The following is a 26,955-nucleotide window of genomic DNA, read 5'->3' as shown; positions in this document are numbered from 1 at the left end:
AAGCTACGCGTCCACTGTGCAATATCTGAAACAACACACGAGTTGTTCAGTAACACAACCGAATACACGAATCCGCTGCCCACACACGTGTGGGTGACAGGGTTCGCTCGTGACACTGTTTCGCAGAGTTACGGCGGCCATAGCGGAGGGGAAACGCCCGGTCCCATTCCGAACCCGGAAGCTAAGCCCTCCAGCGCCGATGGTACTGCACTCGACAGGGTGTGGGAGAGTAGGACACCGCCGAACACCCGTTGTAAGAAGGGGACCCACTTGGTGGGTCCCCTTTTTGCGTTTTGTATCCAAAATCCGAAAGGACGCCCGTGTCGGAAGACAACAACGATCGTCGCCCCACTCGAGGGGACGGCGGCAACCGCCCGAGCGAGTCCCGAGATCGCAACCCCCGCGCTCAGGACCGTCGCGCCGACCCGCGTCGTTCGGACGGTCCTCCTCGCAGGCGTGGTGGTGAAGGTGGTTTCTCCGGCGATCGTCGCGGTAACAGCGCATCGTCCGACCGCCGTCCGCCGCGTCCCGACGAGCCGGATCTGCCCGACGAGGTAGAAGCCGGCCAACTCGAGCCGGCAGTGCGCCGGGATCTGCTGAGCCTTGACAAGAACAATGCCACTGCTGTGGCCCGTCACCTTGTGATGACCAGCAGGCTACTCGACGACGATCCGCAGTTGGCGCTGCTGCATGCGCGCGCTGCTCGTCAGCGGGCAGGTCGTATCGCCGTCGTTCGTGAAACCGCGGGTATCGCGGCTTACCACGCCGGTGAGTGGGCCGAAGCCTTGTCCGAGCTCCGCGCCGCCCGGCGGATGGCCGGCGGGCCAGGTCTGATCGCGGTCATGGCCGACTGTGAACGCGGACTCGGACGTCCCGAGCGCGCCATCGAACTCGGTCGCAGCGACGAGGCTCGTGAGTTGACCGGCGAGGAAGCGTCGGAACTCCGAATCGTCGTGGCTGGTGCTCGTATGGACCTCAACCAGTTCGACCAGGCCGTCGTGACCCTGCAGACCCCGGACCTCGACGCATCTCGCTCGGGAACCGCTGCTGCGCGCCTGTTCTACGTCTATGCGGATGCGTTGGTTGCCGCCGGTCGCGTCGACGAGGGTGTGAAGTGGTTCCTCAACGCTGCTGCGGCCGATGTCGATGGTGAGACAGACGCGGAAGAGCGAGTCGAGGAGCTGTCCGGAGGCAGTCGGTGACGTTGCTGCGTGACGCCCACGACGTCCTGCTGCTCGATCTCGATGGCACCGTCTACGCCGGTAAGGATCCCATTCCCGGTGCAGTAGAGGCGCTTTCGGGTGGTTCCGAGAAGCAGTACTTCGTGACGAACAATGCCAGTCGTGCGCCACAGGACGTTGCCGTGCACCTTCGTCGTCTCGGGTTCGACACCTCTGCGGAGTTCGTCGTCACCAGTTCCGAGGCAGCTGCGCGTGTTCTCGCGGGCAAGCTGGACGCCGGTTCGCGCGTGCTCGTGGTCGGTACCGACGCGTTGGCGAACGAGATATCCAAGGTCGGCCTCGACCCGGTCAGGTCCGCCGACGACGAGCCGGTCGCAGTGGTGCAGGGTCACTCGGTCGATACAGGCTGGAAGATGCTCGCCGAGGCGGTCCTGGCTGTTCGTGCGGGTGCTCTCTGGGTAGCAACGAACGTCGATGCCACCTTGCCGACCGAGCGAGGACTCGTTCTCGGAAACGGCTCGATGGTCGCAGCGGTCCGCAATGCCACCGATGTCGAGCCGATCGTGGCGGGTAAGCCGGCCGCGCCGATCATGCACGACGCCATCGAGCGCAGCGGAGCGCGTTCGGCGTTGGTCGTCGGAGACCGGCTGGACACGGACATCGCGGGAGCCAATGAAATCGAGTTGCCGTCGCTACTGGTATTGACAGGCGTGAGTACCGCCGCGGAGCTGCTTCGTGCTCCCCAGCATCTGCGACCCACACACATCGGCCCCGACCTCGGGGTGCTCAACCAGGACGAGTCCGCGTCTCGCGTCGACAGCAAGGACGGGTGGACGGTCGGTATCGACGGCGGAGTGCTGTCGGTGCGATTCGACGGCGACACGGCACCGGATGCGTTCGAAGGCGCTCTCGCTGTGCTGCACGTTGCGTGGTCGGGCTCCGAGTTCACGGAGGTGCGCTTCGAGGGGAATCGCCTCGGCGATCTGCAGTCGCTGCTCGGGTGTTGACCCAGGGCCCGGGGAGCGGCGGCGATCGGGCGTTCGTCGTATCGATCCGATAGCGTGAGGGGCAATGAGCACGTCGATCCCGTTACCAGGACAGCACCGGCCGAGCAACGCCGGCGATGAGTCGTCGGCCGATCCCGACACCGTTCGAGCCGAAGTCGCCTCGCTCCTGAGCCAACTCACCATCGTGTCGTCCGACGACGAAGAACCCGGAGCCGTGGATTCGGATGCCCTCTCGCGCGATGCGAGTCTGCTGGACCGCGCTCACGAGGTGCTCGTGCGCGCCCTGACCACCGTCGACAAGACCTGACGTGGCTCGTCGCGCACGCGTCGATGCGGAACTGGTTCGCCGTGGATTGGCGAGATCTCGCGAGCACGCCTCGGAACTGATCGAGTCCGGTCGAGTGAAGATCGCCGGAACTGTGGCCTCCAAGCCTGCCACCGCGGTGGAGCCGGGTACGCCGTTGCTGGTGGCCGAAGAAGACAACGAGGTCAGTTGGGCCTCACGAGGTGCCCACAAACTGCTCGGGGCCCTCGACGCGTTCGAGCCACTGGGCTTGACCGTCGAACAGGCCCGATGCCTCGATGCCGGTGCGTCCACCGGTGGATTCACCGACGTCCTCCTCAGTCGAGGAGTACGGGAGGTGGTCGCCGTCGACGTCGGATACGGCCAGCTGGTGTGGCGGCTGCAATCCGACGATCGTGTCCACGTCGTCGACCGCACGAATGTTCGGTCGATCGATGCCGAGACGATCGGTGGACCCGTCGACGTGATCGTCGCCGACCTGTCGTTCATCTCGTTGAAGCTCGTCCTTCCGGCGTTCGTCGAGTGCTCGAAGCCGGGCACCGACATGGTGCTCATGGTCAAACCGCAATTCGAGGTCGGCAAGGATCGCGTGGGTGCCGGTGGCGTCGTGCGAGATCCCGCGCTGCGAGCCGAGGCCGTAGAGGACGTGGCGAACGCGGCCGTCGGCCTGGGTCTGACTGTTCGCGCGGTGGCGGCAAGCCCGCTGCCGGGACCGTCGGGCAACGTCGAGTACTTTTTGTGGCTGGGGGCAGGTGCAGGCGAAGATCTGCCGCGTGCCGACATCCCGGAACTCGTCCGGCTTGCGATCGAGGAAGGACCACAGTGACTCCGTCCCACGCAGCACCGGAACTGGAGTCGTCTCGAGAGATTCTTCTCGTCGCCCATCCGGGCCGACCGGACATCGCCGAGACCGCACGCCGAGTGGGCAAAGTGTTCGACGAGGCGGGCATCTGCCTACGCGTACTGGTGGACGAGGTGGAACCCTCGAAGATCGAGGCGTCCGACAAGGAAGAGCACGACCACGTGTTCGTCGCGGACATGAGGCTCAACGTCGTGGAATTCGGCCCGGACGCGGCGGTCGGCTGCGAGATGGTCCTGGTCCTGGGCGGTGACGGAACCTTTCTGCGCGCAGCCGAACTCGCGCAAGCAGCCTCCATTCCGGTTCTCGGCATCAACCTCGGCCACGTCGGCTTTCTCGCCGAGGCGGAGGCCGACCATCTCGAAGATGCTCTGGCTCGCGTCATCGCCGGTAATTACCGCATCGAGCAGCGCATGACCTTGGATATTGCTGTTCGCGTCGGAGATCAGGTGGTCGATCGCGGATGGGCGTTGAACGAGGCGAGCATCGAAAACGGGTCCCGGCTCGGAGTGCTCGAGGTCGTGCTCGAAGTCGACGGTCGACCGGTTTCCGCATTCGGCTGCGACGGAGTCCTGGTCTCCACACCGACGGGCTCGACGGCATACGCCTTCTCGGCCGGTGGACCGGTGGTCTGGCCGGAACTCGAAGCGATACTGGTCATTCCGAGCAATGCACATGCATTGTTCGCGCGGCCGCTCGTCACCAGTCCCGAGTCGATCGTCGCGGTCGAGATCGATGCGGGCGGACACGCAGGATTCGTATTCTGTGACGGTAGGCGCACGCTGAGCCTTCCGGCCGGTGCTCGCGTCGAGGTGGTGCGGGGCGCGTCACCGATCAAATGGGTCCGACTCGATTCGGCGCCGTTCGCCGACCGCATGGTCAAGAAATTCGAACTGCCCGTAACCGGGTGGCGGGGGAGAGCGAGGTAGGGATGCTCGAAGAGATTCGGATCGACAGCCTCGGAGTCATTTCCGGTGCCAGCGCACAGTTTCACGAGGGGCTGACCGTACTCACCGGTGAAACCGGCGCCGGCAAGACCATGGTGGTCACGAGCCTGCACCTGCTGTCGGGTGCCCGCGCCGATGCAGGCCGGGTTCGGCTGGGCGCGCAGCGCGCGGTGGTCGAGGGGCGATTCAGTACCGATACTGCGTCGGAGCAGGTGATCGACGACGTCGACAAGGTACTCGAATCCTCGGGAGGTCAACGCGACGAGGACAATTCGATCATCGCTGTGCGTACCGTCAACTCCGACGGCCGCTCTCGTGCGCACCTCGGTGGGCGCAGTGTGCCCGCGTCGGTGCTGTCGAATTTCACCGACTCGTTGCTGACGGTGCATGGTCAGAACGACCAGCTGCGTCTGCTGCGGCCCGATCAGCAACTCGCTGCGCTGGATAGATTCGCCGGCGATGCGGTGGCGTCCCTGGTCTCGAAGTATCGCACCGCTCGCAAGACGTGGCTCGACGCTCGCAACGAGTTGATCGACCGCACCGAACGCAGTCGTGAGCTGGCGCAAGAAGCGGACCGTCTGCATTTCGGTCTGCAGGAGATCGACTCTCTCGCACCGGAGCCGGGGGAGGATCGTTCCGTGGCCGAGGACGTGCGTCGGCTGGGTGATCTCGATTCGTTGCGTGAGACCGCAGAGGGTGCCTCGGCGGCACTCGTCGGGAGCACCGAAGAGGCGTCGGACACAACATCGGCGCTGTATCTGTTGGGCGAGGCTCGTTCTCGCTTGGAGCATGCCGACGACGCTGCTCTGACGGAGCTTCTGCCACGACTGAACGACGCGATGGCCATCGTGGGCGACATCGGTGCCGATCTCACCTCGTACCTGACGGATCTGCCGTCCGATCCGAATGCGCTCGACGCGATCCTGAACCGCCAGGCCGAGCTGAAGTCGTTGACGCGTAAGTACGCCGCCGACGTCGACGGTGTCATCGCCTGGGCGGAGGATGCCCGCGAGCGCCTCTCACACATCGACACCTCGGCCGACGCCTTGGCCGAATTGAGTGCAAAGGTCGAGGCTGCTGCGGTCGACGTCGCGGCAGCGGCATCGAAGCTCAGTGCGGCCCGTGCGAAGGCGTCGGTGAAACTCTCGAAGGCGGTCAGCGTCGAGCTAGCCGGGTTGGCGATGGGAAAAGCCAAGCTGCAGATCGATGTTCGGGCTTTGCCTGCCGGACCGTCGGACACCGCCCCGATCGTCGTCGACGGCGCCGAACTGCATGCAGGCAGCAACGGCGTCGACGAGGTCGAGTTTCGCCTGTCCGCACACGACGGTGCCCAGGCTCTGCCGATCAGCAAGAGTGCATCGGGCGGTGAGCTCTCGCGGGTGATGTTGGCGCTCGAGGTGGTGCTCGCGGGCTCGGACAAGGGCGCGACGATGGTGTTCGACGAGGTCGACGCCGGTGTGGGTGGTCGCGCTGCCGTCGAGGTCGGGCGTCGACTCGGCCGGTTGGCTCGCACTCATCAGGTCATCGTCGTCACTCACCTGCCTCAGGTGGCAGCGTTCGCCGATACACATCTGGTGGTCGACAAGACCGACGCGAAGAGGGGCGCGGCGAACAGCGGCGTTCGGACTCTGTCGTCGTCGGAGCGGGTCGTCGAGCTCGCCCGAATGCTCGCGGGTCTGGACGACACGGAGACCGGTCGTGCGCACGCCGAGGAGCTGCTGGCCACTGCAAACGCAGATCGAGCCGCCCTGTAACCTTTGGTGCTGATGTGATCAGTGTGGTAGTTGTTTCGGCGCGCCTCCATCGTCGGGCGTGTCGATCGGGTCATCATGGACCACATGAAGATGCCGGCTCTGCTGTCACGTAGTCAGGATTCGCTGCCTGGAATCACCGGGATCGCGCGAGTCGATCGCAACACGGCCAAGCTGCTCAAGCGGGTCGGGCCCGGTGACATCGTCGTCCTGGACGAGCTGGACCTGGATCGTCTGACCGCCGATGCGCTCGTCGAGGCGGGGGTGCTCGCGGTCGTCAACGCGTCGCCGTCGATCTCCGGGCGTTACCCCAACCTGGGTCCTGAGGTCATCGTGGCCAACGGCATCACCTTGATCGACTCGGCCGGCACCGAGATCTTCAAGAAGATCAAGGACGGCACCAAGATCCGTCTCAACGACGGCGGTGTCTACACCGGTGATCGGCGTCTCGCCAAGGGTGACGAGCAGAGCGAAGCCGAGATCTCCGACAAGATGATCGAGGCCAAGACCGGACTGGTCGATCACCTGGAAGCGTTCTCGGGCAACACGATCGAGTTCATCCGCACCGAAAGCCCGCTGCTGATCGACGGTGTCGGCGTGCCGGATATCGATATCGATCTCAAGGGCCGTCACGTCGTGATCGTCGCCGACGGACCCGGCCATGCCGAGGACCTGAAGAACCTCAAGCCGTTCATCAAGGAGTACTCGCCCGTCATCATCGGCGTCGGCGCGGGTGCCGACACCGCGATGAAGGCGGGTCACCGGCCCGATCTCATCGTCGGCGACCCCGAGGACGTCACCGCTCAGACGCTCAAATGTGGTGCAGAGGTGGTACTTCCGGCCGATTCGGACGGTCACGCGCAAGGCCTGGAACGCATTCAGGACCTCGGAATCGGTGCCATGACCTTCCCTGCGAGCGGTGCTGCGGCCGACCTCGCTCTGCTGCTGGCCGATCATCACGGGGCCTCGCTGATCGTGTCGGTCGGTAGCCCGGCCAGCCTCGACGAGTTCTTCGATCGTGGTCGTCGCAACACCAACCCGGCCGCGTTCATGACGCGTCTGAAGGTCGGGGCCAAGCTGGTCGACGCCAAAGCTGTGGCCACTCTGTACCGAAGCCGGGTTTCCGGTGGCGCGATTGCCCTGCTGATTCTCGCGGCCCTCGTTGCCGTCATCGTGGCGTTGGCAGTGTCCAACATCGGTGGTGAATCGTTGGACTGGGCGATCGACCTGTGGAACCGGTTCGCGCTGTGGTTCCAGGGGTTGCTTCCGTGATTTCGCTTCGCCAACATGCCATTTCGCTGGCAGCGGTATTCGTCGCTCTGGCCATCGGCATCGTGCTCGGTTCGGGCCTGCTGTCGAGCGGTCTGGTCTCGGGTCTTCGGGACGACAAGACCGGCCTCGAAAATCAGGTGGACGATCTGCAGGCGACCAGCAACCAGCTCGGTGAGCAACTGAACTCTGCCGACGGGTTCGACGCCGCAGTATCGGGCCGGGTTCTGCGAGACACCTTGGTGGATCGTTCAGTGGTGGTCATCACCACCCCTGACGCAGATCCCGGTGACGTCGACGGAGTCACCCGCTCGATCGGAGCGTCGGGAGCCACCGTCACCGGCCGAGTGTCGCTGACCGACGCGTTCGTCTCTGCGGCGAACGGCGACGATCTGCGCACCCGATTGACCAACGTCATTCCCGCCGGCGTGCAGCTGCGCACCGGCGCTGTGGATCAAGGAAGCCTGGCCGGTGATCTGCTGGGCTCGGTGCTGCTGCTCAACGCGCAGACGGCGCAACCCCAGTCCACCCCGGAGGAGCTTTCGCTCGCTCTGGAAACGCTGCGCAGCGGCGGGTTCATCGCCTACGACAACGGTGCAGTCGCACCCGCCCAGCTGGCGGTCGTCGTCACCGGTTCCGGTTCTTCGAACGTCGAGGACGGCAATCGCGGGGCCATCGTCGCTCGCTTTGCCGGGGCTCTCGATTCGCGCGGAGCAGGTGTGGTGCTGGCAGGCCGGTCCGGCGCCGCCGAGGGCAACGAATCCATTGCCGTCGTACGCGCCGATTCGGCTCTGTCGTCGTCTCTGAGCACGGTCGACAACGTCGACCGTGAAGCCGGAAGAATCACCACCGTTCTCGCCTTGGCGGAGCAGCTGGACGGTGCGTCGGGTCGGTACGGCACCGGAGCGAACGCGAATGCTGTCACCGTCGGAGCTCCCGCGAGCTGATCGATGCCCGAACGAGCGTGTCGTTGGCGGTGAGGTAGGTACTGGTGTTACCGTGAAGTCCCGTGGGTAGCAGGCCCAATTTTCATGCTGTACCTCTCTTATCAGCCCCCTGGTAGGAGCAAGCCCTGCAGATTCGTCACGGGAGCCTCATTGTCACGCCTTCAGTCGCGTTCCGACACCAAGCACATCTTCGTCAGCGGGGGCGTCGCGTCTTCGCTCGGAAAAGGTCTGACGGCATCGAGCCTCGGCCAGCTACTGACCGCACGCGGACTTCGCGTGACCATGCAGAAGCTCGATCCCTACCTCAACGTCGATCCCGGCACGATGAACCCGTTCCAACACGGCGAGGTCTTCGTCACCGAGGACGGCTCGGAGACGGACCTCGACGTCGGCCATTACGAGCGCTTCCTCGACCGTGATCTGTCCGGATTCGCCAATGTGACCACCGGCCAGGTCTATTCGACGGTCATCGCCAAGGAGCGTCGCGGCGAGTACCTGGGCGACACCGTTCAGGTCATTCCGCACATCACCGACGAGATCAAACGTCGCATCCTGGCCATGAACGGTCCCGACCTCCAGGGCCACCAGCCTGATGTCGTCATCACCGAAATCGGTGGCACCGTCGGCGATATCGAGTCGCAGCCGTTCCTCGAGGCAGCGCGCCAGGTTCGCCACGACGTCGGCCGCAACAACGTCTTCTTCCTGCACGTGTCGCTCGTTCCGTTCCTGGCCCCGTCCGGTGAACTCAAGACCAAGCCCACCCAGCACTCCGTGGCCGCACTGCGCAGCATCGGCATTCAGCCCGACGCGTTGATCCTGCGGTGCGACCGCGACGTGCCGCCGGGGCTCAAGAACAAGATCGCGCTGATGTGCGACGTCGACGTCGACGGCTGCATCTCCACACCCGACGCCCCGTCGATCTACGACATCCCCAAGGTGCTGCACAAGGAAGGCCTCGACGCCTACGTCGTCCGGCAGCTCGGTCTGCCGTTCCGCGATGTCGACTGGACCATCTGGGGCGGACTGCTCGAGCGCGTCCACCAGCCCCGCGAAACCGTGCGCGTCGGCCTCGTCGGCAAGTACGTGGACCTGCCCGACGCCTACCTCTCGGTCACCGAGGCGCTGCGTGCGGGCGGATTCGCTCATCGCGCCAAGGTCGAGATCAAGTGGGTTCCGTCCGACGAGTGCTCGACGCCTGCGGGGGCGCAGGCCGCGTTGGGCGATGTCGATGCCGTGCTCATTCCCGGTGGCTTCGGCATCCGCGGTATCGAGGGCAAGCTCGGGGCAATCGAGTTCGCACGGACGCGCAAGATTCCGCTGTTGGGGCTGTGCCTCGGGTTGCAGTGTGTGGTCATCGAGGCGGCTCGTTCGGTCGGTCTCACCGACGCCAATTCCGCCGAGTTCGATCCGGACACCAAGGATCCGGTGATTTCCACGATGGCCGATCAGGAAGATGCCGTCGCCGGTGACGCCGATCTCGGCGGCACGATGCGCCTCGGTGCCTACCCGGCAACCCTGCAGAAGGGTTCGGTCGTCGCAGCGTCGTACGGCACCGAGAACGTCTCGGAACGCCACCGTCACCGCTACGAGGTCAACAACGATTACCGGGACCGAATTACCAAGAGCGGCTTGGTGTTCAGCGGTACTTCTCCGGATGGCCATCTGGTCGAATTCGTCGAGCTGCCTGCCTCGGTGCACCCGTTCTTCGTCGCCACCCAGGCTCATCCGGAGCTCAAGAGCCGGCCGACCCGTCCGCACCCGTTGTTCGCATCGTTGATCAACGCCGCACTGAAGTACAAGGCTGCGGAGCGCCTGCCGGTCGACGTTCACGGTGACACCGTGGCGACGGAGGAGTCGGACGCCACTGCCGACAGCGTCGGATGAACCAGCCTCGACACGAGTTCACCACCCTCGATTCGACGGCGGCGTACTCCGGTGCCATTCTGGCGCTTCGGCTCGATCAGGTGGCGATGCCGAACGGTCGACAGGCTGAGCGTGAGGTGGTCGAGCATCACGGCGCGGTCGGGATTCTGGCCGTCGACGATCAGGATCGGGTGGCGATGATCGAGCAGTATCGGCACCCCATCGGGCGGCGCCTGTGGGAATTGCCGGCCGGCCTGCTCGACGCGCCGGGGGAGCAGCCGGTACTGGCGGCTCAGCGTGAGCTCGCCGAGGAGACCGGCCTTGCCGCCGGTACCTGGTCGGTGTTGGTCGACGTGCTGGCCTCGCCCGGGTTCACCGACGAGGCCGTGCGGATCTTTCTCGCACAGGGCCTGACGCAGGTGGATCGGCCCGAAGCACACGACGAGGAAGCAGACATCGAACTCTCCTTCGTGCCGATGGACGAGGCCGTCCGTCGAGCACTGGCAGGAGAGATCGTGAACGCGTCCGCCGTGGCGGGCGTGCTCGCATTCGCTGCCGCGCGCGCCGCAGGCACCGAACTGCGCCCGGCCGACGCCCCGTGGCCCGACCTGCCCACGGCCTTCGAGAAGCGGAAGAGTTCACGAAAGTAGCCACCGTGATCGGCCAGCAGATTCAGACGTACCTCGACCATCTGGTGGTCGAGCGCGGTTCGGCACAGAACACGGTGTCGTCCTACCGTCGGGATCTGCTGCGGTACGAGCGGTTTCTCAGCGGCTACGGAATCGCCGATCTGGCCAAGGTCACCGAGAACGACATCACCGAGTTCGTGCTGTACCTCCGGCGCGGCGATGACGAGTTCACCGCTCTCGCAGCGAGTTCGGCCGCACGCACGCTGATTGCCGTGCGCGGATTGCACCGCTTCGCTCTGGCCGAGGGGATGGTCGAGCGCAACGTAGCGAGCGAGGTCAAGCCGCCGCAGCCTGCCAAACGATTGCCCAAGTCGCTACCCATCGACCAAGTGGTGGCACTGCTCGAATCGGCGTCGATCGCTGGGCCCGATGCTCCACGCGGACTGCGTGATCGAGCACTGCTGGAGTTGTTGTATTCCACCGGTGCTCGAATCTCCGAGGCCGTGGGGCTGGATGTGGACGATATCGACACCGACTCACGGTCGGTACTGCTGCGCGGCAAAGGCGGCAAGCACCGCATCGTCCCGGTCGGCAGGCCGGCGATCGAGGCGATCGACGCGTACCTGGTGCGTGGGCGACCCGGCCTGGTCGCGCGGTCCAATCCGGCCCTGTTTCTCAACGTGCGCGGCGGCAGGTTGTCACGGCAGAGCGCATGGCAGGTACTGCAGGACTCGGCCGAGCGGGCCGGGATCACCTCCGGCGTCTCACCACACGTTCTTCGGCACTCCTTCGCCACGCATTTGCTCGACGGCGGTGCCGATGTACGGGTGGTGCAGGAACTGCTGGGGCATGCGTCGGTGACGACAACGCAGATCTACACTCTCGTCACCGTCACCACACTGCGCGAAGTGTGGGCGGGAGCGCACCCGCGGGCGCGGTAGCACGAGGTCGACCGCTGCCCGTCAGCGTGTCCGGTGACAGCAGCGGTGCCTCAAGCGGTAGCGTTTGCGTGAACTACTCGAAGACGAACGGGACAGGGGAGCGCTGGAACGTGTCGACACCGCAGCCGCCAGCGGCGGAGTCAGCTTCGGATCGTGCGCATCTCGAAGGCGCGCTGTTCCATACGCGTCAACCGGAATCCAGTCGCGAGTCGCGCGACGTGATTCCCGCTCCCAACGAACTCGGGCCTACCGGGCGAAAGACGCGGTCGGTTCCGGATCCGCAACCGCTGGCCAGTCATGGCCCGGCCAAGATCATCGCGATGTGCAATCAGAAGGGTGGCGTCGGCAAGACGACGTCGACCATCAATCTCGGTGCCTCGCTGGCCGGCTACGGTCGTCGCGTGCTGCTGGTGGACCTCGACCCGCAGGGCGCACTGTCCGCGGGCTTGGGCGTCGCGCACCACGAACTCGATCTCACGGTCTACAACCTTCTCGTCGAGGCGAAGGTCTCCGCAGACGACATCATCATGCGGACTCGCGTCGAGAACCTCGATCTGATGCCCAGCAACATCGACCTCTCGGCAGCCGAGATTCAGTTGGTGACCGAGGTGGGTCGCGAGCAGACGCTCGGACGGGTGCTGCATCCGATTCTGGATCGCTACGACTACGTGCTCATCGACTGCCAGCCGTCGCTCGGTCTGCTGACTGTCAATGCGCTCACATGCGCCGACGAAGTACTGATTCCGATGGAGTGCGAGTACTTCAGCCTTCGTGGCCTGGCATTGCTCAACGACACCGTCGAGAAGGTGCGCGATCGCCTCAATCCTCGGCTGAAGCTGGCCGGCATCGTGGTGACGATGTTCGACGCCCGAACGCTGCACTCTCGCGAGGTGATGACACGGGTGGTCGAGGTGTTCGGGGACGTCGTCTACGACACGGTGATCACTCGGACGGTCCGGTTCCCGGAAACCAGTGTGGCCGGTGAACCCATCACCACATGGGCTCCGAAATCCGGCGGCGCGCAGGCGTACCGCGCTCTGGCGCGCGAGGTGATCTACCGGTCGGGTCCGTGACCGTCGACGCTGCCGACGAGGCCCCTATCGAGGTTCCCGCCGACGCTGATCCGTCGAAATTTCGGGTTAGGTTGCTCAATTTCGAGGGTCCGTTCGATCTGCTGCTGTCGTTGATCAGTCAGCACCGCATGGACGTCACCGAAGTGGCGCTGCACACCGTCACCGACGATTTCATCTCGTTCACCAAGTCTCTCGGTGCCGATGTGGGACTGGACCAGACGACGGAGTTCTTGGTCGTTGCCGCCACGCTGCTCGATCTCAAGGCAGCTCGACTGCTGCCCTCGGGTGACGTCGAGGATGCCGAGGATCTGGCGTTGCTCGAAGTGCGAGATCTCCTGTTCGCGCGGTTGTTGCAGTACCGCGCCTACAAGCAGGTGGCACTGCTGTTCGGCGAGCTGGAAGCCGCTGCGCTGCGGCGGTATCCGCGATCGGTGTCGGTGGAAGACAGGTACGCCGATCTGATCCCGGAGGTGTTGCTCGGCGTCGACCCCGCCAGGTTCGCAGACATCGCCGCTGCCGCTTTTCGGCCCAAGCCGATTCCGCAGGTAGGGCTCGATCACATCCATCAGCACGCCGTCTCGATTCCCGAGCAGGCCGAGTGGTTGCTGGAGAATTTGCAGGGCCGCGGCCTGAACGAATGGGCGTCGTTCTCGGAGCTGGTGCAGGACTGCGAGGTGCAGGTCGAAATAATTGCGCGATTCCTGGCGTTGTTGGAGCTGTTCCGCCAACAGGTGATCGCGTTCGAACAACCGGAGCCGCTGGGCAATCTCCGAGTGAGCTGGACCGGCAAGGACGAAGGACCCATCGTGGTCACGGAAGAGGACTACGCATGAGTGCCGACCCCGAACTCGAGCTCGAGGACGTCGACGATTCCGAGAAGCTCGACGACACCACCCTCGCGTCGGCGCTCGAAGCTGTGTTGCTGATCGTGGACACCCCCGCGTCGGACGAGCAGCTGGCATCCGCCGTGGGTGCATCGGTCGCTCGGGTGCGCGCCTCCTTGAACGAGATGGCCGCAGCGCTGACCGAACGAAGCAGCGGAATCGACCTTCGCTACGCCGGTGACGGGTGGCGTTTCTACACCCGAACCGCATACGCGCCGTATGTCGAACGGCTGCTACTGGACGGCGCTCGGTCCAAGCTCACACGCGCAGCATTGGAAACCCTGGCCGTGATCGCCTATCGTCAACCGTTGACCCGCGCACGAGTCAGCGCCGTACGTGGAGTCAATGTCGATGGAGTGATGCGTACGTTGCTCGCCCGTGGACTGATCTCCGAAGCAGGAACGGACCCGGAGACGACCGGAACGATGTACTGCACCACCGAGCTGTTCCTCGAACGGCTCGGACTCGCATCGCTCGGTGATCTACCCGAACTGGCACCGCTGTTGCCGGGTGTCGACCTGATCGACGAGATCAGTGACAGCATGGACACCGACCCGAGAATGACCCGCTCCACCAAGAACCGCGGATCGAAACCCGATCCGGCAGCCGAGCTCGACTCGGACGACTGATAGGTAAGACAAGTGAACAAGCCCGCTCGCCGTGATGGCACACCGGACCGTAACAAGAGACAAGACCCACGCAGGAAGCCGACCGCAGGTAGGTCGGACACTCCGCGTGACGCACGCCGCGGAGATCGCACCCGCGACGCTGCGCCCCGTGACGGCGCCCCCCGCACTGGTGCACCGCGAACCGGAGGACCCCGCGCAGGCGCTCCCCGAACCGGAGCACCCCGAACCGGAGGTCGACCGGATCCCCGCAGAGGCGTCGAGCAGGACGAATTCGATTACAAGCCTGCCGACACGGGCATCAACGACCGCAGCAACGACGCGGTGCCCCGTAAGAAGCCGTCGCGTCCCAAGCCGCCGAAGCCGCAGAAGAAGCAGATTCCGACGACCACGATCAGCAACGCCAAGCCGGCGAAGCACCAGCACACCGATTCCTCGCCCCGCAAGCACGTGCCTGCCGGTGAAGGTGTTCGTCTGCAGAAGGTGCTCGCACAGGCCGGTGTCGCGTCGCGTCGCGCGGCCGAAGAACTGATCGCCGACGGCCGCGTCGAGGTCGACGGACGCATCGTCACCGAACAGGGCATCCGTATCGACCCGAACATCGCCGTGGTCCGCGTCGACGGCACCCGCGTCGTGGTGAAGGAAGAGCTGGTTCATCTCGCGATGAACAAGCCGCGTGGATGGCAGTGCACCATGTCCGACGACCTCGGACGCCCGTGCGTCGGCGACATCGTCTCCGAGCGCGTCCAGGCGGGGCAGCGACTGTTCCACGTCGGCCGCCTCGATGCCGACACCGAAGGGCTGTTGCTCTTCACCAATGACGGTGACCTTGCTCACCGCCTGATGCACCCGTCGTTCGAGGTCTCCAAGACCTACTTGGCGACGCTGTTCGGCACCATTCCCCGCACACTCGGCAAGCAGCTGCGTGAGGGCGTCACTCTCGACGACGGTCCGGTCAAGGTCGACGGCTTTCAGCTGCTCGATATCTCGGACGGCAAGTCGCTCGTCAAGGTGACCCTGCACGAGGGCCGCAAGCACATCGTGCGTCGGTTGTTCGACAAGGTCGGCTTCCCGGTCGGACGCCTCGTGCGTACCGATGTCGGCAACATCGTGCTCGGCGATCAGCGTCCAGGAACACTGCGTGTTCTCGGCCGCGGTGAGATCGGCAAGCTCTACGAATCCGTAGGCCTGTGATGAGTGCGCTCGTCGTGGCGATGGACGGGCCTTCGGGCACCGGTAAGTCGTCGGTATCGCGTCGGCTCGCGTCGGCTCTCGAGGCGAGCTACCTCGACACCGGTGCGATGTACCGCGTCGCAACGGTGTGGGTGCTGCGATCGGGTGTCGACCCCACCGATGCAGACGGAGTAGCCAAAGCTGTTGCTGCACTGCCCCTCGAGATCGGCAAGGACCCACTGTCCGAGACCGTGTTGCTCGACGGTGAGGACGTCAGCGGCGAAATCCGTGGCGATGCCGTCACCAAGGCCGTCTCGGCCGTCTCTGCTGTGCCTGCGGTGCGTGAACTGTTGGTGCAGCTGCAGCGCGACCTTGCGAGCTCGTCGACGCGAATCGTGGTGGAGGGCCGGGACATTGGCACCGTCGTACTTCCCGACGCCGACGTGAAGGTGTTCCTGACCGCCTCACCGGAAGCGCGGGCGGAGCGTCGCAACAAACAGAACATCGAACAGGGTCGCGACGACGACTACGAATCCGTGCTCGCGGATGTGCAACGCCGTGATCATGCAGATTCGACAAGAGCAGTGTCACCGCTTCGTCCCGCCGAGGATTCGGTGATCGTCGATACCAGCGAGCTGGATCTCGACGGTGTGATGGAGCGCTTGCTGCTCGTGGTCAACGACAGAACTGGAGCAGTGCAGTGAGTGAAGAATTCTTCTCCGGCGCAGCGGAAACCGCGGGCGACGGAATATGGAGTGACGAGGGCGAGTGGGAGTACGTCGACCTCAACGAGGGCGAAGACGGCGAAGATGCCGTTGCCGTACCGACTCTCGCCGTGGTGGGGCGTCCGAACGTCGGTAAGTCGACGCTCGTCAACCGCATCATCGGACGACGTGAAGCCGTGGTCGAGGACGTCCCCGGCGTCACCCGCGACCGAGTGTCGTACGAGGCCAACTGGAGTGGTCGACGCTTCCTGGTGCAGGACACCGGCGGTTGGGAGCCCGACGCCAAGGGTTTGCAGGCATCCGTTGCGCGCCAAGCCGAATTGGCCATGCACACCGCCGACGCGATCCTGTTGGTCGTCGACGCGCGAGTCGGTTCGACGACGACGGACGAGGCAGTCGCACGGGTGCTGCGCCGGTCGAAGACTCCGGTTCTGTTGGTGGCCAACAAGGTCGACGACGGTCGCACCGAATCCGAGGTTGCTGCCCTGTGGTCGCTCGGTCTGGGCGAGCCGCTGTCGGTTTCGGCCACGCACGGCCGCGGCACCGGCGATTTGCTCGACCGTGTGCTCGAGGCGCTGCCCGAGACACCGCGTGAAGGAATCCCCGGTGGGGGACCCAGGCGTGTCGCTCTGGTCGGCAAGCCGAACGTGGGCAAGTCCTCGCTGATCAACAAGCTCTCGGGTGACGAGCGCTCGGTGGTGCACGATGTTGCCGGCACCACCGTCGACCCGGTCGACTCGTTGGTCGAATTGGGCGGCAAGACATGGCGATTCGTCGATACCGCAGGCCTGCGCAAGCGCGTCAGTCATGCCAGTGGTGCCGAGTTCTACGCATCGCTTCGCACGAAGTCCGCTATCGAGGCCGCAGAGGTCGCGATTCTGCTTCTCGATGCCTCCGAGGTGATCTCGGAGCAGGACATGCGCGTGCTCAGCATGGTCGCCGATGCCGGCCGCGCGCTGGTGTTGGCGTTCAACAAGTGGGACCTGGTGGACGACGATCGTCGTCAGCAGCTCGAGAAGGAGATCGATCGCGATCTCGCTCGGGTGCCGTGGGCGCAGCGAGTGAACATCTCGGCGCAGACGGGCCGCGCCGTGCAGAAGCTGGTTCCCGCTCTGGAGACGGCTCTGGAGTCGTGGGACAAGCGTGTGCCCACCGGACGCCTCAACACGTGGCTCAAAGAGGTCGTGGCGGCCACTCCGCCGCCGATGCGTGGCGGGCGTCTGCCGCGCATCATGTTCGCGACGCAGGCGAGCACGAGGCCACCTACGTTCGTGCTGTTCACCACCGGGTTCCTCGAGGCCGGTTACCGCCGCTTCATCGAGCGGCGCTTGCGTGAGGAGTTCAACTTCGACGGCAGCCCTGTGCGCGTTTCGGTGCGTATCCGCGAGAAGCGGGAACGGCCGGGCAAGGGCAACAACCGCTGACGTTTCCCGGCCTTGCCCCTGAGCAGGCGATTTCCTCTCAGGGGTAGGGCTGGGGTAATCTCAGCAAGCGCCTTTCGAGGCGCGGCGGGCTGTGGCGCAGTTTGGTAGCGCACTTGACTGGGGGTCAAGGGGTCGCAGGTTCAATTCCTGTCAGCCCGACACAGATCGATGCAGGCCAGAGGCGGTTTCGGAGAGATCCGAGACCGCCTTTTCTATGCAGATTTGGGGCTCCGTGCCGCTCAGTGTCACTACTCGTTCCTTACTCGGATTCTGGGATCCACTGATTTCCACTCGGTCCTCGGATTCGAGTGGTGGATTCGGCTCCCGCATGACGACTCTGACAAAAGGTAGTCAGGTGTCTTACTTCTGTTCGGCGATGAAGTATCCGATTCCTGACGTAGCGCCGGTGACGGCGACCGTGCGCCCGTCGAGTCGTGCGAGTTCCAACATCCCCATCTCCTTCAAGTCTTGAACTATCAATGTACTTCATGACTTGAACTACTGCTAGCCTGCGAATGTGGACATCCTCGACACGACTCTGCGGATGCAGGAACTTGCTCTTCGGATCAATGACGACCTTGCGCCGTTTGCGGCGGAGGAGGGTCTGACACTCATTACCGCGCATGCGCTGTGGAACGTGCACCCGGGTCGAACCGACCTGACGATGTCAGACCTCGCGGCACGACTGCGATGCAACGCCTCCAATACGACCTTCATCGTCAAGCAACTCGAAGCCCGCGGATTGGTGGAAAGGGCACCCGACCCGGCGGACGGCAGGCGTAAATTCGTCGAATTGACCGATGAAGGAACGCGTACCCGAGAGCGCCTCGGTCAGGCGCTGACCTCCGTCAGTCCGCTGAAGAAGCTGACTCGGGAAGAGTGGGCAACGTTCGGGAGGATTCTGGACGTAATGCGCGAGTGAAGCTGCGCTTCAACGGCTGCCGCAATAGTCGGGAGTAGAGGCCCTGGGGCGGGCTCGTACTCGGAGAGGCATTCTGTCACGAGGTGTCGGGCGGATACCGTCATCCGTTCGCATGGCCTCGCCGTTGCTGTAGTCCCCAGTGATGAGCTGGGTCACCGAGAGTGCGAAGTCCTCGCGCCCACTGCTGTGCGCGACAATCAGCCGCCCGCCGCCCGTGCGCGGTGCCGTCGGGCCTTCATCTTGTTGCCACAGGTGGCCATCGAGCACCACCGCGCGGTGCCCGCACGCGAGCGATCCAGAAGAAACAAGCGGCACTCGTCATTCGCACACGGGCGCAGTGCGCCGGGCACACTCTCACGAATCCCCGCCCAGGCCAGCACAATCCGTGACGCCAGTCGGCGATCCTCGGCCACCTGCAGAACCCAGTCGAGGGCGTCATCGGTCAGCACCGGCACCCGCGAGAGGCCATCCAGGTACTTGCTCAGCGACGACGGTGACGTTGCACCTCGCACCACCCGCTGGAGGTCGTCAGGTACAGCGCGGCCCCGGTAGCTGACCGACTCTGGTTGTACTCGGATTCCGTCTACGTCGTTCGGTCAGTCGAGCGTGGCAGTCGGCCGAGTCGTTGAAGTGCTACGGACTTGATCAACGTCAGCCTTCTCGGCTCCACAGCGTTCGGCTGTGTGGCCAGCATTATCAGAACGCGTTCGAAGAACGCAGGCGAGGTGAGGCCGAACTCGATCAAGATGTCCTCATCCCTCCCTCCGCCGTACGGACTCCACCGCAGCGCGAAGTCCAGCATTGCTCGCGACACTTCTGATTCTGCTGCCACGGGTAGGTCACTCCTTCTTGCTGCGCTCTTGTACGACGATTGACTATGCACTTGCGCACCGCTCTGATCTCTCGGTTCCTACCGAATGGTCATGTCTGCAAATCCTTCCCACCGGCATGTCATGCACGCCGCATAGACACTGGTGATGCTGTCGGTCGGTGTCACCGACCGCCGCACCACTTCTGCTTGGCAGCGGTTGCCGCAGGATGGGCATCGCCGATCGAAGTCGACTTCGGGGACCAGCCGGTAGGTGGGCACAGGTCTTTCAGCTCCTCGTAGGTCCCGACCCGGAGTGTGGGAAACGTGATGGGTCGCTGGCGTTCTGCGCTCCGTTGTTCTGTTCGACCTTCGACAAGCCAACACTGAGACTGGTTACGGCGACCGATTACTTCGCCACTCGGAGAACTAGGGCGTCTCCCTGACCTCCTCCGCCGCACAGTGCGACGGCACCGACACCTCCACCGCGGCGGCCCAGTTCGAGAGCCAGGTGGAGCGTGATTCTCGCGCCGGACATCCCGATGGGATGGCCGAGCGCAATGGCACCCCCGTTGACGTTGACAGTCTCTGGATCCAGACCGAGTTCGCGAGTGGATGCGATGCCGACGGCAGCGAACGCCTCGTTGACCTCGACCAGATCGAGTGCTGTGGGGCCGATTCCCTCGGCTGCGCACGCGGCGGCGATCGCGCGAGCGGGTTGCAACTGCAACGAGGTGTCAGGGCCGGCAACCATTCCGTGCGCACCGATTTCGGCAATCCACGTCAGACCTTCGGCCTCCGCCTTCTCCTTACTCATGACGACGACCGCGCACGCGCCGTCGTTGATGGGTGAGGCATTACCGGCCGTGACGGTTCCATCGGTTCGGAAGGCACCGCGCAGCTTGGCGAGTCCGTCGACCGTGGTGTCGGAGCGGATGCCCTCGTCGCGACGCAGCCATGTGCTCTCGCCCTTGCGGTCTTTGATTTCGACGGGCACGACCTCGTCGTCGAAGATCCCGTTGTCCCACGCGGCGGCGGCCAGTTTCTGGGACCGGGCGGCGAACGCGTCCTGGTCTGTGCGCGCTATGAATTCTTCGTCGATGCGGATTTCGGTCAGCAAGCCCATGGTCTGATCGGTGAACGCATCGTGCAGGCCGTCGTGGGCCATGTGATCGACGAGAGTCACGTCGCCGAACTTGAACCCACTCCGGCTGTTCGGAAGTAGGTGCGGTGCTCGGCTCATCGATTCCATGCCACCGGCGACGATCGTGTCGAACGCGCCGGACCGAATGAACTGGTCCGCCAGAATGATTGATTCGACGCCGGAGAGGCAGACCTTGTTGATGTTCAACGACGGCACGGTCATGGGGACGCCCGCTTTCGCGGCAGCCCGACGGGCGGGCATCTGGCCCGCGCCTGCGGTGAGGACCTGACCCAGGATGACGTACTGGACTGCTGATGGTTCGATGCCTGATTTTGCGAGGGCACCGGTGATCGCGAGAGCTCCGAGATCGCTTCCAGCGAGTGTTTTCAGAGAGCCCATGAGGCGTCCGGTGGGTGTGCGCGCTCCGGCGACGATGACCGATGTCGGCATGAGGATTGCCTTTCGAGTGTGGGGCCGGGACGTCAGTTCGACGCGAGCGAGCGGGCGATGACCAGACGCTGAATCTGGTTGGTGCCCTCGAAGATCTGCGTGATCTTCGCATCACGCATGTAGCGCTCGACACGGAAATCGCGGGTGTAGCCGTAGCCGCCGAGGACCTGCACGGCGTCTGTTGTGACCTTCATCGCTGCGTCGGTCGCAACAACCTTGGCGACCGATGCGTTGCGCGAGTAGGGAAGTCCAGCGTCGCGTCGTCGGGTAGCGTCGAGGTAGGTTGCACGCGCGGAGTCGACGGCGGCCGCCATATCGGCGAGCACGAATCCCAGGCCCTGGTGGTCGATTATCTTCTTGCCGAACGCGGTGCGTTCCTGCGCGTACTCGACCGCGTCGTCAAGTGCTGCCTGGGCAATTCCTGTTGCGACAGCGGCAATTCCGAGTCGACCGGCGTCGAGTGCACTGAACGCGATTTCCAAACCCTGGCCCTCGTTACCGATGCGGCGGTCCTCGTCTATGCGGACGTTGTCGTAGTTTGCCGATGTTGTCGGCACGGCGTGCAGCCCCATCTTCTCCTCGGGCTTGCCGAAGCTGAGACCTTCGATGCCATCGGGCACCAGGAAGCAGGAAATGCCGCGTGACCCTTCACCGGTGCAGGCGAACAGGTTGTAGAAATTCGCTTTGCCGCCGTGCGTGATCCACGCTTTCGAACCGTTGACGATGTACCCGTCGTCAAACTTGGTTGCCTTGCAGCTCAGAGCCGCGGCGTCGGACCCGGCCTGAGCCTCCGACAGGGAGTACGCACCGACCTGGGTGCCATCGAGCATGCCCGGCAAGTACGCGCGCTTCTGTTCGTCCGACCCGTAGGCGAGCACGGGATAGCATGCCAGGCCGTGGACGCTCACAGCGACTGCGACCGATGCCCAGCGTGCAGCAAGTTCCTCGAGGACCTGCAGGTAAACCTCGTACGGCTGCGCTCCGCCGCCCCACTCCTCCGGGTACGGGAGGCTGAGAAGCCCAGCTTCTCCGAGGGTGGCGAAGACTCCTTCCGGGTAAGTCTCTTCTCGTTCATGCTTGTCGACGATCGGTTCCAGCACCTTGTCAGCGACGTCGCGCGTGAGCTGGATCAGGTCCTTCGCTTCTTCGGTGGGCAATAAACGATCGACAGGCATAACAACCTCCGCAGGAAATATTGCAGTAGTGAATAAATACACACAGTTCTGATTTGGGCGAGCATGGCTCGTCGGACTTGACTTCCGAGCAGCAGCTTCATCGTCGCCGAGCAGCGGCGAATCGCGATGACGACGAGCGGGCCGGGACTACCTCGTCGATCTGCGTCCCAGTCCGGTGAGACGGTGTTCAAGTCTTGGAAATTGCCTCGAATACCTTCGGGTCGACGAGGGTGGAGACGTCGCCGAGTTCGCGGCCTTCGGCCACGTCGCGGAGGAGGCGGCGCATGATCTTGCCGGAGCGAGTCTTCGGGAGTTCCGGCACGATGGAGATCTCGCGTGGTCGGGCGATCGGCGAAATCTCTTTCGAGACCTGCGCTTTGAGTTCGGCGATCAACGCATCGCCGGTGTTCTCCTCGCCGGCACGCAGGATGACGAACGCGACGATGCCCTGTCCGGTGGTGTCGTCGGCGGCTCCGACGACGGCGGCTTCGGCGACACTGTGATGGGTGACCAGTGCGGACTCGACCTCGGAGGTCGAGATGCGGTGGCCGGAGACGTTCATGACGTCGTCGACGCGCCCGAGGACCCACAGTGCACCGTCGTCGTCGTACTTGGCACCGTCACCGGCGAAGTACCAGCCTTCTTCGGCGTAGCGCGACCAGTAGGTGTCCTTGTAGCGGTCCATGTCGCCCCAGATGCCGCGCAGCATCGCCGGCCACGGCTCGTCGAGGACGAGGTAACCGTTGCCGCCGTTGCCGAGGGGCTTGGCGTCGTCGTCGACGATCTTGGCCGAGATACCGGGTAGCGGGGTCATGGCGGAGCCGGGTTTGGTGGCGGTGACGCCGGGCAGTGGGGAGATCATGATCGCGCCGGTCTCGGTCTGCCACCAGGTGTCGACGATCGGTGCGGTGCCGCCGCCGACGACGTCGCGGAACCAGCGCCACGCCTCGGGGTTGATGGGTTCGCCGACGGAGCCGAGCAGGCGGATCGAGGACAGGTCGTGGGCTTCGGGAATCTCTTTGCCCCACTTCATGAACGTGCGCACGAGGGTGGGGGAGGTGTAGTAGATCGAGACCTTGTACTTCTCGATGACGTTCCAATGCCGGTGCTCGTCGGGCGAATTGGGGGTGCCTTCGTAGACGACCTGGGTGGCGCGGTTCGAGAGGGGGCCGTAGACGATGTAGGAGTGTCCGGTGACCCAGCCGATGTCGGCGGTGCACCAGTAGACGTCGGTGCCGGGCTTGTGGTCGAAGACGTTGTGGTGGGTGTACGAGGTCTGCGTCAGGTAGCCACCGGAGGTGTGGATGATGCCCTTGGGCTTACCCGTCGTTCCGGAGGTGTAGAGGATGAACAGGGGGTGCTCGGCCGGGAACGGCTGCGCCTCGTGTTCGGTCGAGGCCTTGGCGACGGTCTCGTGCCACCACAGGTCGCGTCCGTCGGTCCAGGCGACGTCGGAGTCGGTGCGCTTGACGACCAAGACGTGTTCTATCGATGCCGCGCCGTCGACTGCTTCGTCGACGGTGTCCTTGATGGGCGCGGGCTTGCCGCGTCGCCATTGTCCGTCGGTGGTGATGACGAGTTTGGCTTCGGCGTCGTCGATGCGGGAGCGCAGGGCGGTGGCCGAGAAGCCGGCGAAGACGACCGAGTGGGTCAGGCCGAGGCGTGCGCAGGCGAGGATGGAGACGATGGCCTCGGGGATCATGGGCATGTAGATCGCGACACGGTCGCCGGAGACGAGACCGAGTTCGGTCAGGGTGTTGGCGGCTTGGCTGACCTCGGCGAGCAGGTCGGAGTAGGTGACGTCGCGGCTGTCTCCGGGTTCGCCTTCCCAGTGGATGGCGACTTGATCTCCGTGACCGTCGATCACGTGACGGTCGACGCAGTTGTACGCGACGTTGAGCTCGCCGTCGGCGAACCATTTGGCGACGGGGGCGTCGGACCAGTCGAGCACCTCGGTGAACGGGGTGTGCCAGTGCAGGCGGCGGGCTTGTTCGGCCCAGAACCCGAGCCGATCGTGCTCCGCGGCGGTGTAGAGATCCGCCTGAGCGTTCGCCTGAGCCGTGAACTCGGCCGACGGTGGATAGAACACTCTGTCCTGCAACACTTCACCTGCGCTCATTGATCCTCCTCAGCAGCATGTGCGGCTGCGTGGTGCCGAATTACGACCTTCGAAGAAAACGTGCGGTCCAGCTAGGCGGGCCCATTCGATGGACGCCGTCGAGCCGTACTGTTTCGTCCTTGACCATCGGGTTGTGGACGGTTGTGAGACCAGCGGCTTACTCGGTGCGAGACCGGTACGGAACCTGGGCCGGAGAATCGATCCATGGCCGCTATACGTTCGACTGCACGAACTTCAGACGTGCTTCGGCTGTCCGATCCGCGGCTTCGCCCGGCGGAATCGACTCGGAACGAGATCGGTCGAGGATCGAGAGCACCGTGTCGTAGATCTGCTCGACGCGGTCGCGGGCCCACTGCGCGTCTGCACCGTCTTTTTCTCCCGCCACCTGGATGAGTCCGCCGGCGTTGGCAACGTAGTCGGGAACCCACACCACGCCCTTGTTGTAAAGATGCTGGTCGACGTCCGCAGTCAGGAGTTGGTTGTTCGCTGCGCCGCACACGATCGATGCGGTCATTTGGTGGACGGAGGCGACGGTGAGGGTACCGCCGAGCGCGCAGGGGGCGTACACGTCGAGCTCACGGTCGAGAACGTCGTCGCAGATGACGACCGAAGAGAATCGTGCTGCGACAGCATCCAATGCGTCAGCGTTGACGTCGGTTGCCAAAACCTCCGCCCCATCCCGTAGCAACAACGCGATCAACTCGGAGCCGACTTTCCCCACGCCTTCGACGCCGATCACACGACCCGTGAGATCGGGCGTGCCCCATGTGGCGGTGGCCGCGGCGCGCAAGGACTGGTAGACACCGAGGGCAGTCATCGGACCGCTGTTGCCAGACCCTCCGGCGATCGCCGATCGCCCGACCACGTGGGCGGTCTGTTCTCCGATGATATCGAGATCGTCTGTGCCGGTGCCTATGTCGCCTGCTGAAACGTATCGGCCACCGAGAGTCTCGATAAAACGCCCGTACGAGCGCAACAGATCCGGAGTCTTGATGACTCGAGGATCGCCGATGATGACGGCCTTACCGCCACCGAGCGGAACGCCTGCGATAGCGGCTTTGTAGGTCATTCCACGCGACAGACGGAGCACATCCGTCAGAGCGGCGCCTTGGTTCGCATAGGGGTAGAACCGTGTGCCACCCAGGGCCGGGCCCAATGCGGTGGAGTGGATCGCGATGATTGCCTGCAGTCCCGTGGTGGGGTCTTCGCAGAAGATCACCTGTTCGTGCGGCGATCCGTCGGCCGTATCGGCGCGGTCGAAGACTGTAGCGTCTGCCAGATCCGAAGCGAGTTCCGTGCTGAGTGTCATGGTTTTCTCCCTGCAAGATAGATGTCGTGGTTGATTCAGGCGTGGGCGTGAAGAGGCCGCCCGGCAAGCGCGAGGTGAGCTTCGCCGAACGCCTCGTTCTGAGTGGGGTGTGCGTGGACGAGGTGCGCTACTTCATCTGGGTGGGCACCCCAATTGACCACCAACTGGGCTTCTCCGATGAGTTCGCCGACCCGTTCGCCGACCATGTGGATCCCGACTATGGCGCCGCCGACCACCCGTACGAGTTTGACGCCTCCGGTAGTTCCCAGTATCTGACTCTTCCCATTGCCGGAAAGGTCGTACACAGTGCTCTGCACCTCGGAATATTGTTCGCGCGCTTGAGCTTCGGTGAGTCCGACCGACGCGACTTCGGGGGTGCAGTACCCCACCCGCGGAATGTTCACGTCGTCGACGGCAATGGGGGCTCGGCCGGCAATCGTGTCTGCGACGAGAATTCCCTGTTGAAATCCTCGGTGGGCGAGTTGGGGGCCGGCGACGACATCGCCGACTGCATGGACGCCATCGACGCTGGTCCGCAGATGCTCGTCAGTTTCGATGAAACCGCGGGCATCGGTCCGAATTCCGCCCTCGCTCAGGCCGATACCCGACGTTCGAGGGTCTCGTCCAACCGCTACCAGCAGCACGTCCGCGACCAGCGTTTCGCCGGATTCGACGGTGACGGTGACAGACTTCGGGTCCTGGGTCGCGCCTGCGAAGCGGGTGTCGGTCTTGATCGTGATGCCGCGTTTGCGGAACGCTCGTGTCAGCTGTTTGGAGGTCCATTCGTCCTCGGCGGAAACCAACCTTGGCAGCGCCTCGACGATCGTGACCTCGGCACCGAGCGAGGCCCAGATGCTGGCGAACTCCACTCCGATCACGCCACCGCCGAGAACGATCACTCGGTGCGGAACCTCGGGCAAGCTCAGTGCATCGTCGCTCGAGAGGATCCGTCCGCCCAGTTCGAGACCGGGAAGCGAGCGAACGCGTGATCCGGTGGCTATCACCAGCGAGGAACCGGTGAGTGTTCGATCTCCGACACGCACCGAGGTTCCGCCGGTGTAATGCCCGGTTCCGTGGACGAGGTCGACGCCGTGGCTTCCGACGAGTCCCTGTAGTCCTTTGTAGAGGCGCGCGACGATCCCATCCTTGTAGCGATGGACTGCGGTCATGTCGATCGGACCCTGGGTTGCACCGATTCCGATGGACGGAGCATGCGCAACGGTGTCAGCGACCTCGGCAGCATGTATCAAAGCCTTGGTCGGAATGCACCCTCGGTGTAGACACGTTCCACCGACCTTGTCCTCTTCCACTATTGCGACGGTCTTGCCGAGTTGGGCGGCGCGGAAGGCTGTTGCGTATCCGCCGGATCCGCCGCCGAGAATCAGGACATCGGGCGTATCGGTCATGAGTTTCTCCTCGGGCGAA

25 protein-coding genes, 1 tRNA gene and 1 rRNA gene are annotated in these 26,955 nt (G+C 64.3%); 20 read left to right on the top strand and 7 right to left on the bottom strand.

What is annotated here, in order from left to right; translation table 11 throughout:
- Positions 1-129: 129 nt before the first annotated feature.
- The 20 genes from rrf (at position 130) to O4220_RS18575 (ending at position 18,525) form a co-directional block, all read left to right on the top strand.
- Positions 130-246, top strand: a 5S ribosomal RNA gene (rrf, locus tag O4220_RS18670).
- 74 nt (positions 247-320) lie between these two features.
- A complete protein-coding gene (locus tag O4220_RS18665; protein ID WP_269606932.1) occupies positions 321-1,202 on the top strand; it encodes a tetratricopeptide repeat protein in 882 nt (293 codons plus the stop codon).
- The gene (locus O4220_RS18660; RefSeq protein ID WP_269606930.1) at positions 1,199-2,188 is read left to right on the top strand and encodes an HAD-IIA family hydrolase; all 990 of its coding nucleotides are present in this window, start codon (positions 1,199-1,201) and stop codon (positions 2,186-2,188) included. Before O4220_RS18665 ends, O4220_RS18660 begins: the two co-directional genes overlap by 4 nt.
- Before the next feature lie 64 nt (positions 2,189-2,252).
- Positions 2,253-2,495, top strand: coding sequence for a hypothetical protein (locus tag O4220_RS18655; RefSeq protein WP_269606928.1), 243 nt, complete (start codon positions 2,253-2,255; stop codon positions 2,493-2,495).
- Between the two features lies 1 nt (position 2,496).
- Complete coding sequence (locus O4220_RS18650) at positions 2,497-3,318, top strand: TlyA family RNA methyltransferase (RefSeq protein WP_269606926.1); 822 nt, start codon at positions 2,497-2,499, stop codon at positions 3,316-3,318.
- Positions 3,315-4,280 carry an NAD kinase gene (locus O4220_RS18645; protein WP_269606924.1) on the top strand — a complete coding sequence of 322 codons (966 nt, stop codon included), beginning with the start codon at positions 3,315-3,317 and terminating at the stop codon, positions 4,278-4,280. The genes O4220_RS18650 and O4220_RS18645 overlap by 4 nt, the downstream gene beginning before the upstream one ends.
- A gap of 2 nt (positions 4,281-4,282) precedes the next feature.
- A complete protein-coding gene (gene recN / locus O4220_RS18640; RefSeq protein ID WP_269606922.1) occupies positions 4,283-6,052 on the top strand; it encodes a DNA repair protein RecN in 1,770 nt (589 codons plus the stop codon).
- An 84-nt stretch (positions 6,053-6,136) separates the two neighbouring features.
- The gene (gene steA, locus O4220_RS18635; RefSeq protein WP_032378535.1) at positions 6,137-7,321 is read left to right on the top strand and encodes a putative cytokinetic ring protein SteA; all 1,185 of its coding nucleotides are present in this window, start codon (positions 6,137-6,139) and stop codon (positions 7,319-7,321) included.
- Entirely contained in the window at positions 7,318-8,265 is a 948-nt protein-coding gene (locus tag O4220_RS18630; protein ID WP_269606918.1) for a copper transporter, read from the top strand. Before steA ends, O4220_RS18630 begins: the two co-directional genes overlap by 4 nt.
- 150 nt (positions 8,266-8,415) lie before the next feature.
- The gene (locus O4220_RS18625; protein WP_269606916.1) at positions 8,416-10,149 is read left to right on the top strand and encodes a CTP synthase; all 1,734 of its coding nucleotides are present in this window, start codon (positions 8,416-8,418) and stop codon (positions 10,147-10,149) included.
- Positions 10,146-10,778 (top strand): NUDIX domain-containing protein, encoded by a 633-nt coding sequence (locus O4220_RS18620; protein WP_269606913.1) that lies wholly within the window; start codon positions 10,146-10,148, stop codon positions 10,776-10,778. The genes O4220_RS18625 and O4220_RS18620 overlap by 4 nt, the downstream gene beginning before the upstream one ends.
- Before the next feature lie 5 nt (positions 10,779-10,783).
- Complete coding sequence (xerD, locus tag O4220_RS18615) at positions 10,784-11,698, top strand: site-specific tyrosine recombinase XerD (protein WP_269606911.1); 915 nt, start codon at positions 10,784-10,786, stop codon at positions 11,696-11,698.
- Between the two features lie 110 nt (positions 11,699-11,808).
- Positions 11,809-12,771 (top strand): ParA family protein, encoded by a 963-nt coding sequence (locus O4220_RS18610; RefSeq protein ID WP_256990808.1) that lies wholly within the window; start codon positions 11,809-11,811, stop codon positions 12,769-12,771.
- On the top strand, positions 12,768-13,604 hold the full coding sequence (locus O4220_RS18605) for a segregation and condensation protein A (protein ID WP_420030422.1): 837 nt from the start codon (positions 12,768-12,770) through the stop codon (positions 13,602-13,604). Before O4220_RS18610 ends, O4220_RS18605 begins: the two co-directional genes overlap by 4 nt.
- Positions 13,601-14,284, top strand: coding sequence for an SMC-Scp complex subunit ScpB (gene scpB, locus O4220_RS18600; protein ID WP_269606906.1), 684 nt, complete (start codon positions 13,601-13,603; stop codon positions 14,282-14,284). Before O4220_RS18605 ends, scpB begins: the two co-directional genes overlap by 4 nt.
- 12 nt (positions 14,285-14,296) lie before the next feature.
- On the top strand, positions 14,297-15,475 hold the full coding sequence (locus O4220_RS18595) for a pseudouridine synthase (RefSeq protein ID WP_269606904.1): 1,179 nt from the start codon (positions 14,297-14,299) through the stop codon (positions 15,473-15,475).
- Positions 15,475-16,158: a (d)CMP kinase gene (cmk, locus tag O4220_RS18590; protein ID WP_269606902.1), complete on the top strand. Its 684-nt coding sequence runs from the start codon at positions 15,475-15,477 to the stop codon at positions 16,156-16,158. Before O4220_RS18595 ends, cmk begins: the two co-directional genes overlap by 1 nt.
- A complete protein-coding gene (der, locus tag O4220_RS18585) occupies positions 16,155-17,603 on the top strand; it encodes a ribosome biogenesis GTPase Der (protein WP_037189204.1) in 1,449 nt (482 codons plus the stop codon). The genes cmk and der overlap by 4 nt, the downstream gene beginning before the upstream one ends.
- Before the next feature lie 85 nt (positions 17,604-17,688).
- Positions 17,689-17,762, top strand: a tRNA-Pro gene (locus O4220_RS18580).
- 358 nt (positions 17,763-18,120) lie between these two features.
- On the top strand, positions 18,121-18,525 hold the full coding sequence (locus O4220_RS18575) for a MarR family winged helix-turn-helix transcriptional regulator (protein WP_269606899.1): 405 nt from the start codon (positions 18,121-18,123) through the stop codon (positions 18,523-18,525).
- 197 nt (positions 18,526-18,722) lie between these two features.
- Here O4220_RS18575 and O4220_RS18570 read toward each other — a convergent pair whose 3' ends face one another.
- The 7 genes from O4220_RS18570 to lpdA all read right to left on the bottom strand — a co-directional run bounded on the left by O4220_RS18570 (position 18,723) and on the right by lpdA (position 26,936).
- Positions 18,723-19,040: a CGNR zinc finger domain-containing protein gene (locus tag O4220_RS18570; protein ID WP_269606897.1), complete on the bottom strand. Its 318-nt coding sequence runs from the start codon at positions 19,038-19,040 to the stop codon at positions 18,723-18,725.
- A 68-nt stretch (positions 19,041-19,108) separates the two neighbouring features.
- A complete protein-coding gene (locus O4220_RS18565) occupies positions 19,109-19,357 on the bottom strand; it encodes a DUF3263 domain-containing protein (protein ID WP_269606894.1) in 249 nt (82 codons plus the stop codon).
- Positions 19,358-19,742: 385 nt separating this feature from the next.
- A complete protein-coding gene (locus O4220_RS18560) occupies positions 19,743-20,927 on the bottom strand; it encodes an acetyl-CoA C-acetyltransferase (RefSeq protein ID WP_269606892.1) in 1,185 nt (394 codons plus the stop codon).
- 32 nt (positions 20,928-20,959) lie between these two features.
- Positions 20,960-22,102, bottom strand: coding sequence for an acyl-CoA dehydrogenase family protein (locus tag O4220_RS18555; protein ID WP_269606890.1), 1,143 nt, complete (start codon positions 22,100-22,102; stop codon positions 20,960-20,962).
- Positions 22,103-22,289: 187 nt separating this feature from the next.
- Positions 22,290-24,221 carry an acetate--CoA ligase gene (gene acs / locus O4220_RS18550; RefSeq protein WP_269606888.1) on the bottom strand — a complete coding sequence of 644 codons (1,932 nt, stop codon included), beginning with the start codon at positions 24,219-24,221 and terminating at the stop codon, positions 22,290-22,292.
- Between the two features lie 211 nt (positions 24,222-24,432).
- Positions 24,433-25,530 carry a Glu/Leu/Phe/Val family dehydrogenase gene (locus O4220_RS18545; RefSeq protein ID WP_269606886.1) on the bottom strand — a complete coding sequence of 366 codons (1,098 nt, stop codon included), beginning with the start codon at positions 25,528-25,530 and terminating at the stop codon, positions 24,433-24,435.
- 35 nt (positions 25,531-25,565) lie between these two features.
- Positions 25,566-26,936, bottom strand: a complete 1,371-nt coding sequence (gene lpdA / locus O4220_RS18540) for a dihydrolipoyl dehydrogenase (RefSeq protein WP_269606884.1) — start codon at positions 26,934-26,936, stop codon at positions 25,566-25,568.
- Positions 26,937-26,955 lie beyond the last annotated feature (19 nt).

It is taken from the genome of Rhodococcus ruber (assembly GCF_027270735.1).
GTDB classification, from domain to species: domain Bacteria; phylum Actinomycetota; class Actinomycetes; order Mycobacteriales; family Mycobacteriaceae; genus Rhodococcoides; species Rhodococcoides rubrum_A.
This window is presented reverse-complemented; position numbering and strand designations above follow the sequence as displayed.

Bases quoted from the DNA above. Each gene is read 5' to 3' on its own strand.
- cmk (WP_269606902.1), top strand. From the start codon at position 15,475: ATGAGTGCGCTCGTCGTGGCGATGGACGGGCCTTCGGGCACCGGTAAG.
- scpB (WP_269606906.1), top strand. From the start codon at position 13,601: ATGAGTGCCGACCCCGAACTCGAGCTCGAGGACGTCGACGATTCCGAG.
- acs (WP_269606888.1), bottom strand. From the start codon at position 24,221: ATGAGCGCAGGTGAAGTGTTGCAGGACAGAGTGTTCTATCCACCGTCG.
- recN (WP_269606922.1), top strand. From the start codon at position 4,283: ATGCTCGAAGAGATTCGGATCGACAGCCTCGGAGTCATTTCCGGTGCC.
- lpdA (WP_269606884.1), bottom strand. From the start codon at position 26,936: ATGACCGATACGCCCGATGTCCTGATTCTCGGCGGCGGATCCGGCGGA.
- O4220_RS18620 (WP_269606913.1), top strand. From the start codon at position 10,146: ATGAACCAGCCTCGACACGAGTTCACCACCCTCGATTCGACGGCGGCG.
- O4220_RS18545 (WP_269606886.1), bottom strand. From the start codon at position 25,530: ATGACACTCAGCACGGAACTCGCTTCGGATCTGGCAGACGCTACAGTC.
- steA (WP_032378535.1), top strand. From the start codon at position 6,137: ATGAAGATGCCGGCTCTGCTGTCACGTAGTCAGGATTCGCTGCCTGGA.
- O4220_RS18655 (WP_269606928.1), top strand. From the start codon at position 2,253: ATGAGCACGTCGATCCCGTTACCAGGACAGCACCGGCCGAGCAACGCC.
- O4220_RS18555 (WP_269606890.1), bottom strand. From the start codon at position 22,102: ATGCCTGTCGATCGTTTATTGCCCACCGAAGAAGCGAAGGACCTGATC.
- O4220_RS18560 (WP_269606892.1), bottom strand. From the start codon at position 20,927: ATGCCGACATCGGTCATCGTCGCCGGAGCGCGCACACCCACCGGACGC.